The sequence below is a fragment of the Actinoplanes sp. NPDC000266 genome (assembly GCF_042899005.1).
In the GTDB taxonomy this organism is placed as follows: domain Bacteria; phylum Actinomycetota; class Actinomycetes; order Mycobacteriales; family Micromonosporaceae; genus Actinoplanes.
The window spans coordinates 239,784-255,575 of the sequence record NZ_JBIAZI010000009.1 but is presented as its reverse complement, the minus strand read 5'-3'; the positions used below and the strand labels follow the sequence as shown (position 1 = coordinate 255,575).

12 protein-coding genes are annotated in these 15,792 nt (G+C 71.2%); 7 read left to right on the top strand and 5 right to left on the bottom strand.

Annotated elements, in window-relative coordinates; genetic code table 11:
* The first annotated feature begins 54 nt into the window (after positions 1–54).
* Positions 55–393: a cupin domain-containing protein gene (locus tag ACFY36_RS34240; RefSeq protein ID WP_499750056.1), complete on the top strand. Its 339-nt coding sequence runs from the start codon at positions 55–57 to the stop codon at positions 391–393.
* 3 nt (positions 394–396) lie between these two features.
* Here the strand turns inward: ACFY36_RS34240 and ACFY36_RS34235 are convergent, their stop codons facing one another.
* Together ACFY36_RS34235 and ACFY36_RS34230 are read right to left on the bottom strand one after the other, a co-directional pair.
* A complete protein-coding gene (locus tag ACFY36_RS34235; RefSeq protein WP_499750055.1) occupies positions 397–759 on the bottom strand; it encodes a MerR family transcriptional regulator in 363 nt (120 codons plus the stop codon).
* A 441-nt stretch (positions 760–1,200) separates the two neighbouring features.
* Positions 1,201–3,021 carry a glycoside hydrolase family 30 beta sandwich domain-containing protein gene (locus ACFY36_RS34230; RefSeq protein ID WP_499750054.1) on the bottom strand — a complete coding sequence of 607 codons (1,821 nt, stop codon included), beginning with the start codon at positions 3,019–3,021 and terminating at the stop codon, positions 1,201–1,203.
* A gap of 100 nt (positions 3,022–3,121) precedes the next feature.
* On the opposite strand from ACFY36_RS34230, the gene ACFY36_RS34225 reads away from it, so the two are divergent.
* A complete protein-coding gene (locus tag ACFY36_RS34225; RefSeq protein WP_499750053.1) occupies positions 3,122–4,138 on the top strand; it encodes a LacI family DNA-binding transcriptional regulator in 1,017 nt (338 codons plus the stop codon).
* On the opposite strand, the gene ACFY36_RS34220 is transcribed toward ACFY36_RS34225, so the two are convergent.
* Complete coding sequence (locus ACFY36_RS34220) at positions 4,089–5,978, bottom strand: hypothetical protein (protein ID WP_499750052.1); 1,890 nt, start codon at positions 5,976–5,978, stop codon at positions 4,089–4,091. The two genes, ACFY36_RS34225 and ACFY36_RS34220, sit on opposite strands and share 50 nt — an antisense overlap.
* Before the next feature lie 59 nt (positions 5,979–6,037).
* On the opposite strand from ACFY36_RS34220, the gene ACFY36_RS34215 reads away from it, so the two are divergent.
* Positions 6,038–6,283, top strand: a complete 246-nt coding sequence (locus ACFY36_RS34215; protein WP_499750051.1) for a hypothetical protein — start codon at positions 6,038–6,040, stop codon at positions 6,281–6,283.
* On the opposite strand, the gene ACFY36_RS34210 is transcribed toward ACFY36_RS34215, so the two are convergent.
* A complete protein-coding gene (locus tag ACFY36_RS34210; RefSeq protein WP_499750050.1) occupies positions 6,270–8,930 on the bottom strand; it encodes a COR domain-containing protein in 2,661 nt (886 codons plus the stop codon). The genes ACFY36_RS34215 and ACFY36_RS34210 overlap by 14 nt on opposite strands.
* Before the next feature lie 9 nt (positions 8,931–8,939).
* Positions 8,940–10,370: a hypothetical protein gene (locus ACFY36_RS34205; RefSeq protein ID WP_499750049.1), complete on the bottom strand. Its 1,431-nt coding sequence runs from the start codon at positions 10,368–10,370 to the stop codon at positions 8,940–8,942.
* A gap of 157 nt (positions 10,371–10,527) precedes the next feature.
* Here ACFY36_RS34205 and ACFY36_RS34200 point away from each other — a divergent pair, with 157 nt between their 5' ends.
* From ACFY36_RS34200 to ACFY36_RS34185, 4 genes are read left to right on the top strand one after another with little or no spacing between them, the layout of a single operon-like run.
* On the top strand, positions 10,528–11,850 hold the full coding sequence (locus ACFY36_RS34200; protein WP_499750048.1) for a sensor histidine kinase: 1,323 nt from the start codon (positions 10,528–10,530) through the stop codon (positions 11,848–11,850).
* Positions 11,814–12,506 carry a response regulator gene (locus ACFY36_RS34195; RefSeq protein WP_499750229.1) on the top strand — a complete coding sequence of 231 codons (693 nt, stop codon included), beginning with the start codon at positions 11,814–11,816 and terminating at the stop codon, positions 12,504–12,506. The genes ACFY36_RS34200 and ACFY36_RS34195 overlap by 37 nt, the downstream gene beginning before the upstream one ends.
* Positions 12,507–12,549: 43 nt before the next feature.
* Complete coding sequence (locus tag ACFY36_RS34190; RefSeq protein ID WP_499750047.1) at positions 12,550–14,127, top strand: PAS domain-containing protein; 1,578 nt, start codon at positions 12,550–12,552, stop codon at positions 14,125–14,127.
* The gene (locus ACFY36_RS34185) at positions 14,124–15,755 is read left to right on the top strand and encodes a putative bifunctional diguanylate cyclase/phosphodiesterase (protein ID WP_499750046.1); all 1,632 of its coding nucleotides are present in this window, start codon (positions 14,124–14,126) and stop codon (positions 15,753–15,755) included. Before ACFY36_RS34190 ends, ACFY36_RS34185 begins: the two co-directional genes overlap by 4 nt.
* Positions 15,756–15,792 lie beyond the last annotated feature (37 nt).

The window sequence follows — 15,792 nt, the reverse complement described above, 5'->3', positions numbered from 1 at the left end:
CTTTCTCCGAACCGGACATGCGGAGGCCTTCGAGCTGCTACTAGGGTGTCGATCATGGCTGACGTCGAGGTGTTTCCGCTGGCCCAGGTCTCGGTGGTGCACGCACCGGCGGATGCCGGCGAGGTGGTGGCGGGCACGCCGACACTGGGCGCCACACCGATCACGACGCTCGGGAACACGGGCGTGGAGATCGGCGTGTGGGAGATGAGCACGGGCGCGGTCCGCGACATCGAGGTGGACGAGGTCTTCGTGGTGCTCGAGGGTTCGGGCACGATCGCGGTGGAAGGCGCCGAGCCGATCGCCATCAAGCCCGGCGACCTGGTGCGGCTCACCGCGGGCACGGCGACCGTGTGGGAAGTGACGGCGCCACTGCGCAAGCTGTACGTCGCCTAGCGATCAGACGTAGGCGCAGCCGCTGGCCGGCGTGCCGGCGAAGGAGATCATGGCGTCCAGCTTGTCGCGGGCGGTGGTCAGGTCGGCGATCTGGGCGTCGATGCGGTCCCGCTCGGCGATCAGGCGCGCCCGCGACTCCGGGGTGCTGACCTTGGCGTCGACGCACGGGAGCAGGTCGGCGATGGTCTTGCTGGTCAGGCCGGCCGAGTACAGGTGCTGGATCAGCTGGACGCGGTCGACGGCGGGCTCGCTGTAGTGCCGCTGGCCGCTGGGGCTGCGGTCCGACAGCAGCAGGCCCTGCTCTTCGTAGTAGCGCAGAGCGCGGACGCTCACGCTCGCCCGCTGTGCAAGTTCGCCGATACGCACAATGACTCCTTTCGCGGTTCTCTGCCCCTGACGTCAACGTCAAGTTCTAGCGTGCCATATGAAGATCAGAGGAGCAGTTGCCCTGGTCACGAGGGCCGCCGGTCGATTTCAAAGCCATCGCGGATGGGGGGGGTTACGACCGGGCGGGAAGGCGCCGCGGCCGGACGGGGAGGGCGCCACAGCCGGGGCGAGAAGGGTTGCGGCCGGGCGACAAGGGCACCGCGACCGGGCGAGAAGGGTTGCGGCCGGGCGACAAGAGCACCGCGACCGGGCGAGAAGGGTTGCGACCGGGCGACAAGGTTGCGACCGGGCGAGAAGGGTTGCGACCGGGCGAGAAGGTTGCGACCGGGCGAGAAGGGTTGCGACCGGGCGTGGAGGCGCTGCGGCCGGGCGCGTGGAGGCGCTGCGGCCGGGCCGCCAGGACCGGTTCTCCAAGAGCGTTCAGCGGTACGCCCGGACATCGGCGACCGACCACCAGGCTGACGGGTCCGCCGCGGTCAGCGTCATCCGGACGTGCCTGATCGGCCTACCGGCGAAGACCGCCGTGGCGAACTGTCCGCCGGCGCCGGTCGCCGCCGTGAACCAGCGCCGGCCGTCCTCCGACCCGGCGATGGTCCAGCCGCGGGGCACGTCACCGAGGGAAGCCCCCGCGTCGAAGACCACCCGTCCGACCGGCTGCACCCGCCCGAAGTCCACCCGCAGATATTGGCCCGGCTGCTGCGGACTTCCGGTTGTGAACCGGGTGCTGGCGTCGTCGTCGACCGCTGGCGGGGACGAAGCCGTCCAGCCCTCCGGCGCTATCGGGCGGTCCGCCGACTGTCCACGCCAGACGAACGTGGCCAGCGCGCCGCCCGGGAGCGTGTAGACGAAAGAGCGCGTGCCGAGCCGTACACCGAAAGCCTGGGGATTGTCGTTTTGATTGTGGGCGACGAGCACGGTGCTGCCGTCCGGATTGGTGAACGCGACGTCCTGGATCTGCCCGTTCCAGCCCGTCGTGCCGAAGGACGTGCTGGCCACCCGCACCGCGCCCGGACGGACAAAACGGGCCACGTGCCCGAGTGTGTAGTACTCGGCGTTGCGGGTCACCGTGCCGTCCGCGGCCACCGTCAGCACGCCCGTGCACGTGCCGCAGCCGCCGGTGTGCGGGCCGTTCGTCTCGTCCAGGGCCAGGTTCCAGTTGATCACCGTCTTGGCGCCGTTGCGGGTGCTGCCGATGATCAGGTTGCGGGCGTGCCACTTCAGCGTGTCCGAGAATGTGTTCGCCGGATCGCTCGACTGGCTTCCCGAGCACTCGGTAAAGTAGACGTCCGTCCGCACCGCCCTCATCGCGCTCGGATCGCCGTAGTAGCAGTGGTAGGCGATGCCCGAGATCCACTTGTCGGCGGGCGTGGACAGCAACTGCTGCGGATAGCGGTCGATGTCGGCCACCGAGTCCGGCGGCGTCGACGCGGCGTCGTTCGGATGCTCGGACCAGTTGTGGTCGTACCCCAGAATCTTTGTGGACAGTCCGGCCGCGCGCAGCATCGGCCCGAGCCTCGTGATCACCTCGGACGCCTGCCACGACGGCAGGTCCATGCCCGGATAGCCGGACGGGTTGCGGTTCTGCGGCTCGTTCTGGATGGTCAGGGCGTCGACGCGTACGCCTTCGGCCCGGTACGCCTGGACGAACTTCACCAGATAGGCGGCGTACGACCGATAGATCGCCGGCGAATCGATGAGCCGGCCGCCGATCAGCGAGCCATTTGTCTTCATCCACGCCGGCGGGCTCCACGGCGTGGACATGATCTTCAGTGCCGGGTTGAGGCGGCGGGCCTGGCGCAGCAACGGCAGGATCTGCGCCCGGTCGTGCGCGATGCTGAAATGCCTCAGCTCGTAGTCGGTCCGCCCGGCCGGCATGTCGTCGTAGGTGTAGGCCGGCTCGTCGGTGAAGTCGGAGGCGCCGATCGGCTGGCGCAGATAGCCGAGCCTGTTCTCGCGGAACAGCGACTCCATCGCCGCGTCGCGCGCCGCCGGGGTCAGCCGGTAGAGCACGGCGGCCGACGAGTCCGTGATCGAGGCGCCGAAGCCCTCGATGGTCTGGAAACGGCGGTTCGGGTCGACCACCACGGTCGGCACCCCGGCCGTCGAGGCGCCGAAGGACACCGAATCGTGGTAGTTGGCGCCCCCGGGCGTGGTCACCCAGACCTGGGCGCCACCGGCAACCGGGTGCGGGGCGAAGAGGATGGACGCCGCCAAAGCCAAGGTGGTTCCGAAGTAAGCCACGGGTCGCTCCCATGTAACAAACTGAAACAACTACGGAACGTTTCTGTTACAAACAGTCAAGCTTGTCACGGTGACGGATGTCAATGTTTATGCTTCCGGTATGAGAGCGGGCCCGACCGTGCGGGACATCGCGGCCCACGCCGGTGTCTCCATCGCGACCGTCTCCCGGGTGCTCAACGACCAGGAGCACGTCGCACCGGAGACCCGTGACCTGGTCCATCGCGCCGTCGAGCAGCTGGGCGGCCGCGGGCCGAGGCGGCGGCCGGCCCGGGCCGGGGCGGTCTTCGTGCGCTGCCCCTACCTGCTCACCGACTACTTCGGACTGATCGTCTCGTCGATCGCCGAGACCCTCGACCTGCACGGCCGCCAGCTCGTGCTCAACGCGGGCGAGGCCGCCCAGCACAGCGAGGTCCTGCCGTCGCTGGCCGGCCGGCCCGGGGTCGGCGGCGCCATCGTGGTGCTGCCGCCCGAGCCCGGCGAGGAGCTGATCGCCCTTCAGGCCTCGGGCTTCCCGTTCGTCGTGGTCGACCCGCGTGAGGCCGTGCCGCGCGACATCGCCGCCGTGTCCGCGGCCCACTTCGCCGGCGCCCGCAGCCTCACCGAGCACCTGACCCGGCTCGGCCACCGGCGGATCGGCCTGCTCGCCGGGCCGGACAACTGGCTGGCCAGCAGCGCGCGGCGGGCCGGGCACGTGTCGGCGCTGGCCGACGCCGGCGTGCTCCCCGATCCGGGCCTGGTCCTGCCCGGCGAGCCGACCGTCCAGTTCGGCTACGAGGCCGCACGGCATCTGCTCGACCGGCCCGACCGGCCCACCGCCCTGCTCGGCTTCAACGACAAGGCCGCCTCGGGCGCGCTGGCCGCGGCGGCCGGCCACGGGCTACGGGTGCCCGAGGACCTGTCGATCGCCGGCTTCGACGACATCGACCTGGCTCAGGCGACCAGCCCGATGCTCACCACCGTGCGCCAGCCGCTGGCCGAGATGGGCCGGATCGCGGTCGGTCTTCTCGTACGCCTTCTCGACCGGCACCGGCTCGACGCGCTTCACGTCGAGCTCGCCACCGAGCTGGTCATTCGTGACTCGACCGGCCCGGCTCCTGCTGCTTGGGCGGATCGGTGATCGCACCCCAGGACGGAAGCGGCGTGGGCGCCTCCAACGGGCGCGGAGCCGGAATCACAGCGTCGGGCGGCGGCTCGAGCGCCACCGGGGTCATCGACACGCGGGGCAGGGTGACGATCGCCGGGTCGACCTCGACGGCCTGGACGATTGAGCCGGTGCCCTCGTTCTTGACGAGCACCATGGCGTACTCGGGAAGGTCCTGCAGCACTCGCGGCTCGACCGTGTATTCGTAGACGCGCTCGGCCGACGAGGCGTCGTTCCAGTTCGTGCCCCGGGCGGTCGACTCGGTCTGGCTCCAGTTGCGGCTCTTGCTCCAGTTCGTGCTGCTGAAACGACGCAGGTGACGGCCGGCGAGGCGGGAGCCCCGCTCGCCGCCCTTGCTCTCGCTCTCGCCGTACGTGTCGGCCAGCGTGTGGGTCTCCTCCCCGCCCAGCGAGCGGGTGAGGCGGCTCAGCACGAACTTGTGGCCGCGCCCCACGAACTCGGCCGCCTGCTGCGCCTCCTGGTGGTTGCCGAGCCGCATCAGCGCGACCTCGCCGCCGCCGATCGTGCGCAGCGAGTCGGCCCGCAGGTGGGCGAAGAACAGGACCAACCGGATGCCGCGCCGCTCGCACAGCGTGCTGAGCCGTTCCAGCGCCCGGTGGTGGATCTCGTCGGCGCCGAGCAGGACCAGCGAGCCGATCGGCGGCTCGGCCCGGCGCACCTGCCGGCTCAGCCACTGCACGGTCAGATCTCTGAGCAGCTCGTTCTGGGCCTGACCGCCCTCGCCGCCGGCCACCAGGCAGGTGAGGTCGGCGATCTCGGACGACGACGCGGCGGAGCCCATCGCCTCCATGGGGTGCAAAAAGGCCTCGATCCGGCGTACGCGGGCCGCCTCGGTCCGCAGGGTGAGCAGCTGCTCCCGCTCCGAAGGCGTCAGCTGGGGCGAGGCCGGCCGCTCGGCCAGCACGTGCAGCGCGGCGAGCAACCGGGCCATGGTCAGCCGGGGCGCGAGGATGGTGCTGACCTCGGTCAGCAGCAGCGTGTCCTGCGAGCGTTCGGCCCGGTTGCCCTCGGGCGCGTCGCCGTACATGGCCTCGACCAGGCCGTCGACCAGCTCGGCCGGTTCGAGGCCGGCGACCAGGTCGAACTCGGCCAGCTGCTCGGGCAGCACCAGCTCGCGGACCGAGCGGTTCGTCGTCTCGGCGAGCCGGATCAGCTCGCCGCTGAGCGCCTCGCCGGTGAAGTCGGCCAGCACCATACGGCCGCGGGTGGCCAGCAGCGATCCACCGAAGACGGTGAGCACGGCCTCCCAGCCGTACATGGTGCCGCCGATGATGTCGACGCGGCGGGTGCCGGGCGACGGGCTGGCCGCCGTCCACTCCGGGCGGGCGTCGACCGCCTGCTGTTGCTGCTGGTCGTGCCACTGCCGGCGGCTGTCCCAGGCGGCGTGGTCACTGGCGTACTCGTCCTCGGCCTTCTGTTGTGCGTTTTCGACGGCCTTGCGGGCCCAGCCCGGCATGAGGGCGGCGATCACGGCTCCGGCGATGCCGGCCACGAAGGCCAAACCGGCGAACAGGAAGACCACGGCCCGGCCGCTGCCGTCGTCGCCGCGGGCGGCCACGCCGCCGCAGCAGCCGATCAGCACCGCGAGCAGCACGCCCACGCCGATCGAGACCAGGATCCGCTTGGTCGTGCTCCGCTCCGCGCGCTCCAGGCGCTCGCGCAGCTCGGGCGGGACGGGCTGGGGCTGCGGCGGTGGCTCGGTGAACCGGCGCCGGTAGAGGTTACGGTCGCTGAAAATCCACCCGAGACGCTCACCCTCGGTGGCCAGCCGGGGCAGCGGATCGCTGTTCGTCATCTCACCATCCGCAGACGTGTGGTCGCTCGAATCAGTCAACCAGAGAAGAGGATGTACCCATGAAGTGGCTACTACTTCTCCTCCTGCTCATGATCATTGCCGCCGTCGTCGCGCGGATGCTGCTCAGACGCGCCGGAACGGCGCCGGTCACCCGCCGGCGCTGCGTGCGCTGTCACGGCACCGGCTGGGTCGGCGGCGGCACCCAGCGGACGCTCGACTTCGACGGACAGGGCTTCCGGGACGAGCACACCCCGGCGTCCATGTGCGACGCGTGCGGCGGCACCGGCTTCGCTAGAGATCGCTGAGCGTACGGAGAAGCTCGTCGCGCGACGGCGTGTTCATCCCCGCGAGGAGGTCGTCGATCCGCACGATCGTGTCGCGGAACCTCTCGTACAGGAGCACGTCGTCGCGGACCGCCTCGATCAGACCGGCTCCTTCGGCCTCTCGCAGCAGCTCGGCCCGCCTGTCTTCCCAGTGGCGCGCGTAGCGCACACGCCCGAGCGGCTCGACGAGCTCGGCGCCGGCGAGCACGAAGACGTACTTGGCGAAGTCCGGCCTTTCGGCGATCTCGGTGAGCTCGAACATGCAGGTGCGGCTTTTGAGGTACGCCTCGTCCAGCACCACCACGACGATCCGGCCGGGGCCGAGCCAGCGCAGGAACCGCTGGACGGCGTCGCGATAGCGCAGCTCGTCACGGTCGTGGCGGACGAGAAGGCCCAGCTCGGCGATGGCCTCGACCAGTTCGTCGGCCGGCGCCGAGCGCTCGTACGACACGTACACCTCGGCCGGTCCGGCCGGCTGGGCCGTCTCCGCGTCCGCGCGTTTCCACAGCTCGCTCAGCAGCACGGCCGGGTCCATCATGCGGCGGCTGGCCCGGCACTGGATCAGATCGCCGGTGGTGGCGAAATCTTCCAATTCGCGCACCGGGAACATGGTCGGCTCGTCCGCCGCGGCGCAGACCGCGCAGTCGCACTGCCGGAACCGCTCGAACCGGATGTCCGGAAAGGACCGGTGGATCGTGGCCAGCGCCCGGTCGATGACCGCCAGCATCACCCGCGGGTCGCGCCCGGCCAGCCGGATACGCAGCCGCCGCCGGTGATAGTCCTCGATCACCTCGGCCCGGCCGGCGTCGTAGCGCAACACCACGCCCGTACGCCACACCGCGTTGTCCTCGATCAAATCGTGCAGCTCGACGATCAGGCGCCGGACGATGCCCTTGGGCATGACCTCGTAGTCGTAGCGCAGCGTCAGGTCGCCCGGCTCGTCCCAGCGATACGCCGGGCGCAGACCGGAGAGCAGTTGCGGCGCGACATAGGTGGTCGTGCCGGGCACGGTGAAGCACAGCGAGAACCGCCCCATCAGGCGCAGCAGCTCGCCCCGCATCGACTGATAGGCGGGCTCGTGCCAGATGCGGCGCAGGTCGTCCGGGTCGAAGACGCCACGGCTCTCGATGATCAGCGGGTCGTCGAGCACCCGGTAGACCGCCGTGGTGCCCCACTCCGGCTTGAGGATGACGGTCTTGCCGAGCAGCGGGTCGTCCTGGAAGAACAGGCAGACGCCGAGGTCGTGCAGATAGCCGCCGAGCTGCCGCATGTCCTCCTCACGGGTGAAGCCGTTGGCCGCGCAGATCTGGAAGAACTTCTCGGCCGAGATGTGGCTGCGCTCGTCCGCCTCCAGCGCCAGGCGCACGTTCTGCCAGGTCTTGGGCAAGGCGCTGCCGACGTGCGGCAGCAATTCAAGTTCCCGTTGTACGCGGGTGAGCAGCTCCGCCAGACCGTCGTTGCTCGCCAGGTCGACGGCCAGGGTGCCGACCAGGTTCGGATATTCCTGGCGCAGGGTGCCGAGGTCGAGCGGGCGGCCGCGCCCCTGCTTGCGGTTCTGCACGATGATCAGCGGGCTGCCCGCGCTGAGCAGGTTGATCACGTCGAGCCAGTAGTGGAAGTCGGTGTCCTCCTTGCGCTCGTCGCAGAGCAGCACGTACACCGAGCGCTTGGTCAGGAAGAACTGATGGGTGGCGTGGTAGATCTCCTGGCCGCCGAAGTCCCAGACGTTGACCCGGAAGTCCCGCTCCACCAGGCCGTCGCCGGCCCGCACGCCGGAGGGGAACCGCCAGGAGAACACACCGATGCCCTGGGTCGAGCCCTCGTTCGGGTCGAGCGCGTAGCCGGCGTCGAGGATCTTCTTGGCCAGCGTCGTCTTGCCGGCGCCCGGCTCGCCCACGATCAGCAGCTTCGCCTCGGCCAGGAAGTCGAGGCCGGAGGCCTGCTCCTGCGCCCAGTAGCTCTTGATCGCGGTGAGGCCACGGGCGACCACCTCGGGCGGGGGAACGGTGATGCCGGCCCGCCCGCGGCGGCCGAGCACGAGCTCGGTCAGCGCGGGCAGGCGCAGGATGTCGGGCGGGATCTTCTCCAGCGGGCAGCCCTGCATGGTGAGCCGCTGGAGACCGGAGAGCGCCCAGATGCCCGCGGGCACCTCGGTGAAACGGTTGAATCCGAGGTCGAGGTCGGTCAGCCGGGCCGCCGCGGCGACGCCGGGCGGCAGCTCGGTCAGGTGGTTGTGAACCAGGCTGAGCCCGGTCAGCGACGGCAGCTCGAACACCCACTCGGGCACGCGGCCGATGCGGGTCCAGGTGACGGCGAGCGATTGGAGCTGCTCGAGGCCGGCCACCGATTCCGGGATCCGCTCGATCGGGCATTTCGCGATGGTCAGCTCACGCAGCTCCGGAGAGCCACCGATGATCTCGTCGAGATGCCGGACCAGGTTGGGCAGATAGCGCCATTCGCGGTCCTGGGGCGCGCGGTCGTCACCGACGGTCAGCCGGGTCAGTCGCAGCGGGACCGCCCCGGCCAGATGGCGCAACGCGGCGGGCGGCGTGTCCGGGCCGATCGACACGTCGGTCACCCCGGCCAGATCGACCTTTTCGCGATAGAGCCACAGCTGACCCGCGTCCACCGGCCGAATTTATCCTGTGCTGTCCAGTGAGGACACACGGTAGGCGTTCACCATCCGCGTACGCCACAACGCCGCACCCAGCAGACCGAAGCCCACCACCAGGACCGCCGGGCCGAGAACCGCCAGCGGCCCGAACGGAAGCACGAAGAAACCGGCAAATCCGGCTACGACCAGCACCGGAACCCACCAGCGGACCAGCCCGTCGTGGGCGGCGCCGATCGCCACCGTGATCAGCCCGAGCAGCGACAGCGCCATCCCTGGAAGGGCCCACCCGAGGGTGAAAAGGGTATATCCGTCGGTCAGTGCCATGGCCCGGTCGGCTACCGGGTCACCGAGGGCCTGCCGGGCGGCCAGATCGGTGTAGTCGCCGAGCATCAGCGCACTGAAGTTGATGAGGGCAAGCACGGTCACGAAGCCGGCCGCCCGGGTGAAGCGGCCGCCCCGCTCGGACACGGCGATGACCGCCGGCACGAAGAGCACCCACGCCAGATGCAGGAAGAACGCGCTGGCCTGGGCCAGACCGGGATGGTCGGCATAGGTCGACGAGTCACCAGACCCAGGCGGCACGGTAGCCATGCCGACCACAAACGACAGCGGCGCCGCGATCAGACACACAAGCCCGGCCCGACCCGAAAACGCCGTTTCAGATGGCGCAATCGCCTGCTCGCCTGCCGGACACGTTTCAGATGGCGCAAGTGTCGACCCAGCCGGGAACGCCGTTTCAGATAGTGCAAGTGCCGGACCGCCCGGTGACGCTGTCTCAGATGGTGCGAGCAACTGCCGGGCGGCCAGGGTGTACGCGACGATGAGCACTACCGGGCCGGTCAGGCAGAGTGGGACCGGGGAGATCGCGAAGAGCAGGTAGAGCGCTGTGCCGGCCAGGGCCAGCCCGGCCGCCCACCAGCTGATCACCCGGGCCCGGGCCGCCGCCAGCGGCACCACGATCAGGGCCACGGCCCAGCCCAGGATGCCCGGCACCTGCCAGCCCCACTGGGCCCAGGCGTACGAGCCGATCCGCTCGTCGTACGAAGCCAGCTGCGCGTCGGTCAACCCGGGCTGCTGCTCCAGCGCCAGCAGTCCGATGTCGAAGGCCATCAGCCCCGAGAACGTGACCAGGCCGAGCAGCGTCGCCACCCAGCCGACCGCCGCCAGCACTGAGGCCCGGCCCCGGCTCCCGCCCCGACCCCCGTCCCGGACACCGTCTCGGCCCCCGTCCCGGCTCTGGCTCCGGCTGCCGATCTGCAGAAGCAGCCCGATGAACCCCACCGCCAGGAGCACCCACGACCAGTGCAGCAGCACCGCGTGCCACAACGTCGCGTCCGGATGTTGGCGGTAGATGCCGTACCCCTGATCCTCGCCGAGCGCCGGATCCACACCGGTCGCCACCGCGAGCGCGACCGGTGCCAGCACCAGGCACGCCGCCGTCGCCTTACGCCACATCGCTTTCTCCCCCTCTGTCGGTCTGGGAGGGGACGCTACGAACGGCGGGCCGCGCGGTAACCCGTACGCGGAGGGAGCTCGGGTCCGCCGCGCGGCGGACGGCTTGTCATCCTCGCGGCGGGTTCGGTGACGACGTCCGCGGCCGTAGCGTCGACGCATGATCCTGCGCCGGCTGCGGCCGATGGACGCCGTCGTGGCCGGCGGTTTCGTGGCTTTCGCCCTGGCCGAGGAGTACTTCATCCGGATGCCCGGATGGTGGTGGCCGTGGTTGCTGGCGCTGTTCGCCGTGCTGATCCTCGTACGGCGGCTGTTTCCGCTGCTGACGATGCTGCCGCATGTGATCGGGCCGCTGCCGGCCTTCTACGAGCCGGCGACGATCGCGGGCGAGGCCACGGTCAACTTCCGGCTCTGGCAGCTGGTCGCCGAGATGATCGCCGCGTACACGGTGGGCCGCTGCGTGCCGCCGACGGGCCGCGACCGGCGCGGCCTGATCGGCGCCGGGCTCATGGCGACGACGTTCGTGGTCTACCTCATCTCCGATCCGGGCGACCCGATGGCCGCGATCTTCTTTCCCTTGGCGCCGTACGCCCTGGGGGTCGTTCTCGCCGTGCAGGCACGCCGCACGGCCGACGCCGCCTCGGCCCGCGCGGCCGTCCGCGAACAGCTGGCCCGTGAGGCGGTCATGGAGGAGCGGGTCCGCATCGCCCGCGAGCTGCACGACATGGTGGCCCACAGCGTGACCGTCATGGTGATCCAGGCCGGCGTGGTACGGCGCCGCCTCGACGCCGGGCTGCCGGTGGACCGGGAGCTGCTGCACACGATCGAGTCGTCCGGCCGGGACGCGGTCGGCGAGCTGCGCCGGACGCTGGGGCTGCTGCGCGGCGAGGGGGCGGAGAGCGCGGAACCACCGGCCGGGCTGGAGCGGCTCGACGACCTGATCGCACAGGTGCGCGAGGCGGGGCTGACGGTGACAGTGAGGCGGGAGGGCGAGCCGGGGCCGGTTCCGCCGGCGATCGACATGTCGGCTTTTCGGATAGTGCAGGAGGCGCTGACCAACGTGCTGCGCCACGCCGGCCCGTGCCCGGTCACGGTGACCGTGTCCTTCCACCCGGACGCGCTGCACCTCTCAATCGTCGACGGGGGCGGACCCGCATCCGCCGGCACCGTGCCCGAGCAGATCGGGCGGGCTGCGGCCACCAGAAACGGAAGCGGGCAAATCGGGCGGATCGCGGCCGCCGAAGACGGGGGCGGGCAGATCGGGCGGATCGCGACCGCTGGAGACGGGGGCGGGCAGATCGGGCGGATCGCGACCGCTGGAGACGGGGGCGGGCGGATCGCGGCGGCTGGAGCGGGGCATGGGCTGATCGGCATGCGGGAGCGGGCCGCTCTCTTCGGAGGCGAGCTGACCGCCGGGCCGCGGGACGGGGGTGGCTTCGCTGTCACCTGCCGGCTTCCGTTGCCGGTGGTGGTACTCCGGTGAGCATTTCTGTGGTGATCGCTGACGATCAGCGGATGGTCCGGGCCGGGCTGCGCATGGTCATCGAGACCGAGCCGGACATGACCGTGGTGGGCGAGGCCGGTGACGGTGCCGACGCGGTTGCTGTGGCGCGGCGGGTGCGGCCTGATGTCGTACTCATGGACATTGCCATGCCCCGGCAGGACGGTCTGGCCGCCACCAGCACCTTGCTCGCGGCGCCGCAGCCGCCTCGGGTGATCATGCTGACGACGTTTGACACCGACGAGAATCTCTACCGGGCGTTGCGGGCCGGCGCGAGCGGCTTCCTGCTCAAGGTCTCCTCGCCGGAGCACCTGATCACCGCGATCCGGGTCGTCGCGGCCGGTGAGGCCCTGCTCGACCCGGCGGTCACCACCCGGGTCATCTCGGCCTTCGCGGCGCAGCCGGGGCCGCGGCCGCCGGCCGCGCTCGACGGGCTCACTCCCCGCGAGGCCGAGGTGCTGCGCCTGGTAGCCCGGGGCCACTCGAACGCCGAGATCGCGGCGGCGCTCGCGGTGGGCGAGGCGACCGTGAAGACCCACGTGGCCCGGGTGCTGATGAAGCTGGGGCTGCGCGATCGTGTCCAGGCCGTCGTCTTCGCCTACGAGTCCGGGATGGTCCGGGCCGGCCGCGCCGGCTGAAAACAATCCTCAGACCGGCCGTCCGGCGGCCGATCAGCTCATCATGCTTGCTGCGGACTCCTCGATCGCTGCCTCCGGCGCCCTGTGGGCGACCTCGCTGGCCTTCGTCGAGATCGATCGGGCCGGTGTGATCCGCGAGTGGAACCCGGCCGCGGAACGCCTCTTCGGGTGGTCCCGGGACGAGGTGCGGGGGCGGTCGCTGGCCGACACCATCGTGCCGGCGCCGCTGCGGGCCGCGCACGCCGCCGGCTTCGCCCGGCGCCTCGTCGCGGGCGACGACTCCTGGCCGGGCACGCAGGTGCAGGTGCCGGCCTGCCACCGGGACGGCTCCGAGCTGCTCGTCTCCATGGTGATCAACGCGGTCGACGACGGCTACTGCGCCTTTCTGTCCGACCGGACCGAGTGGCACCGCGCCCAGCAGCAGTTGCAGCGCACCACGACACTGGTCAGCTCGATCCTCGAGCACACCTCGGCCATGATCTCGGCCAAGGACCTGGACGGCCGCTTCCTGTTCGTCAACGGCGAGTACGAGCGTGTCTTCGGCGTCTCCGCGGGCGACCTGGTCGGCCGGCTCGACACCGACGTGCTGCCCGACGCCGTGGCGCTCACCGGCCGCCGGAGCAACCAGCAGGTCGCGGCGACCGGCGAAGCGGTCACCGGCCTCGAGGAGGTGCCGTTCGGCGACGAGGTACGCCAGTACGTGGTGACCCGTTTCCCGCTGACCGACCCCGACGGCTCGGTCTACGGCGTCTGCGCCATCGCCATCGACGACACCGGCCGCCGCCGCAGCGAGGCCGCGCTCGGTGAGAGCGAGCGCCGCTTCCGCGCGACCGTCAACAACGCACCCGGCATGCTGTTCCAGTTCCAGACCGCGCCCGACGGCGGCCAGTCGTTCACCTTCGTCTCCGAGGGGTGCCGCGAGATCTACGGCCTGGACCCGCGCGCGGTGATGACCGACCCGTCGCTGATCACCGAGATCGTCGCCGAGGAGGACCGGGAGTCGTTCGTCCGCAGCGTCACCGAGACCGTGCTGACCCTTCAGCCGTGGCGCTGGCAGGGCACCGTAATCAGGCACGACGGCGAGCGCCGCTGGCTGCACGGCAACGCCCGGCCGCACCGGATGGCCGACGGCACCACGGTCTGCGACGGCATGGTGGTCGACCGCACCGGGGAGCGCCGCACCGAGATGGAGCTCGACGAGCTGACCCGGCGCCTGGCCGTGCACCGCTTCACCGTGACGACCGGCCAGGACGGCCGGCTCTTGGTCGTCGAGTCGACCGGGGAGGACCCTTTGTCGTACGCCGGGATGGAGGCCGCCTGGGCGGGCGCGCTGGGCGGCTTCACGGCCGACGCCGAACTGCCCGATCGTGGGCTCTGGGTCCGGTTGCGCCCGCGCGTGGCCGAGGGCCGCCTGCTGATCGACGGAACGTGCTTCCCGCTGGCCGGAGCCGACTTCCGGCTGACCGGCGCCGACCTCCCGTCGGCCGGGGCTGACCTCCCGCTGGCCGGGGCTGACCTTCCGCTGGCCGGGGCTGACCTCCCGCAGGCCGGGGCTGACCTCCCGCAGGCCGGGGCTGACCTCCCGCAGGCCGGGGCTGACCTTCCGCTGGCTGAGCGGTGAGCGGCGTTCGCCTGCCGCGCAAGCTCGGTGAGACGGCGGTTCCGATGGAGCCGGTGCCCGCGGGCACGCCGCTGGCCGAGATCGTGGCACTGCTGCGCGACGACCCGGACCGGCCCGGCGTGCTGATGGACTCCCCCACCGGGCCGCGGCTGCTCAGCCGCAGCTCGCGGACGCTGCACGACCCGCTTGTGCTGCCCGCCGGCACCGACGTCGACCTGGCCGCCGAGGCCGCCCTGGCCCGGCCCGAGGGTGAGCGCGACGAGCCGATCGTGGTTCGCTGGCCCGACGACCGTTACGGCGTGGCGCCGGTGATCGGGCTGCTCACCGCGATGGCCGGCCGGTACGCCCGGATGTCGCGGGCCGACCACCTCACCGGCCTGCCCAACCGGGCCACCGCGCTGGCCGAAGGACGGCAGCGGCTGGCCGCGGGCACGCTGGCCGCCGTCGTGCACCTGGGACTCGACCGGTTCCAGGAGGTCAACGACATGCTCGGCCGGGACGGGGCCGACGACCTGCTGCAACGGGTGGCCGACGCGCTGCGTGACGCCTGCCGACCGCAGGACCTGGTCGCCCGGTTCGAGGGCGACCAGTTCGTGGTGCTGCTGGCCCAGCCGGTGCCGTGCCCCGACCCGGCCCGGCTCGGGCGCCGGCTCACCGACGCCATCCGTGGCCCGCACACGGTCGGCGGCGTGCCGGTCAGCCTCGAGGCGAGCGTCGGTGTGGCCGACGCCGACCATCGCGACATCTCCGTGGTGGGCCGCCGCGCCGTGGCCGCCATGCACTCGGCCAAGAAGGACCGCACGGGCGTCGTCCGGTGGACCGAGGACCTCGGTCTCGGCCAGCGGGCCGACCTGCGCCAGCTCACCGAGCTGCGGGCCGGCATCCGGGCCGGGCATCTGCTGCTGCAGTACCAGCCGCTGCACGATGCCCGGGACCGCACGGTCCGTGGCGCCGAGGCGCTGGTCCGCTGGCAGCACCCGCAGCGCGGCATGCTGCCGCCGGGTGTCTTCCTGCCCGACGCCGAACGCTCGGACGTCATCCTCGAGCTGACCGACTGGGTGCTGGCCGAGGCGATCCATCAGGCCGCCGTCTGGCACCGCGAGGGCCGCGGGCTGCCGGTCTCGGTGAATCTGTCGGCCGCCTATCTGGCCCAGGACCGGGCAGTGCCGACGATCCTGGCCCTGCTGCGCCTGGAGGGGCTGCCGGCGTCACTGCTCACCGTGGAGATCACCGAGACCGCGGTGCTGACCCGGCCCGATCAGGCGGCGGCGCGGCTGGCCGAGATCCGGGCGGCCGGCATCAGGGTGGCGATCGACGATTTCGGCACCGGGTACACGTCTCTCGGGCTGCTGCCCGAGCTGCCCATCGACGAGCTGAAGATCGACCGGTCGTTCGTGATGCGCATGCACGACTCGAAGCCGCACGCGGTGATCATCGAGTCGGTGATCGCCATCGCCCGGTCGCTGAGCCTGACCGTCGTGGCCGAAGGGGTGGAGGACGAGCCGACCGCGGCCGCGCTGGCCGAGGCCGGTGTGGACCTTCTGCAGGGCTATCACCTGAATCGGCCCGGACCGGCCGAGCTGGTTCACCCGAAATCTCGACTATCGCCGGTCCACACTCGGCAGTAACCTTTCCCTCCGGAGAACAACGGGTAACGAAGGGTCC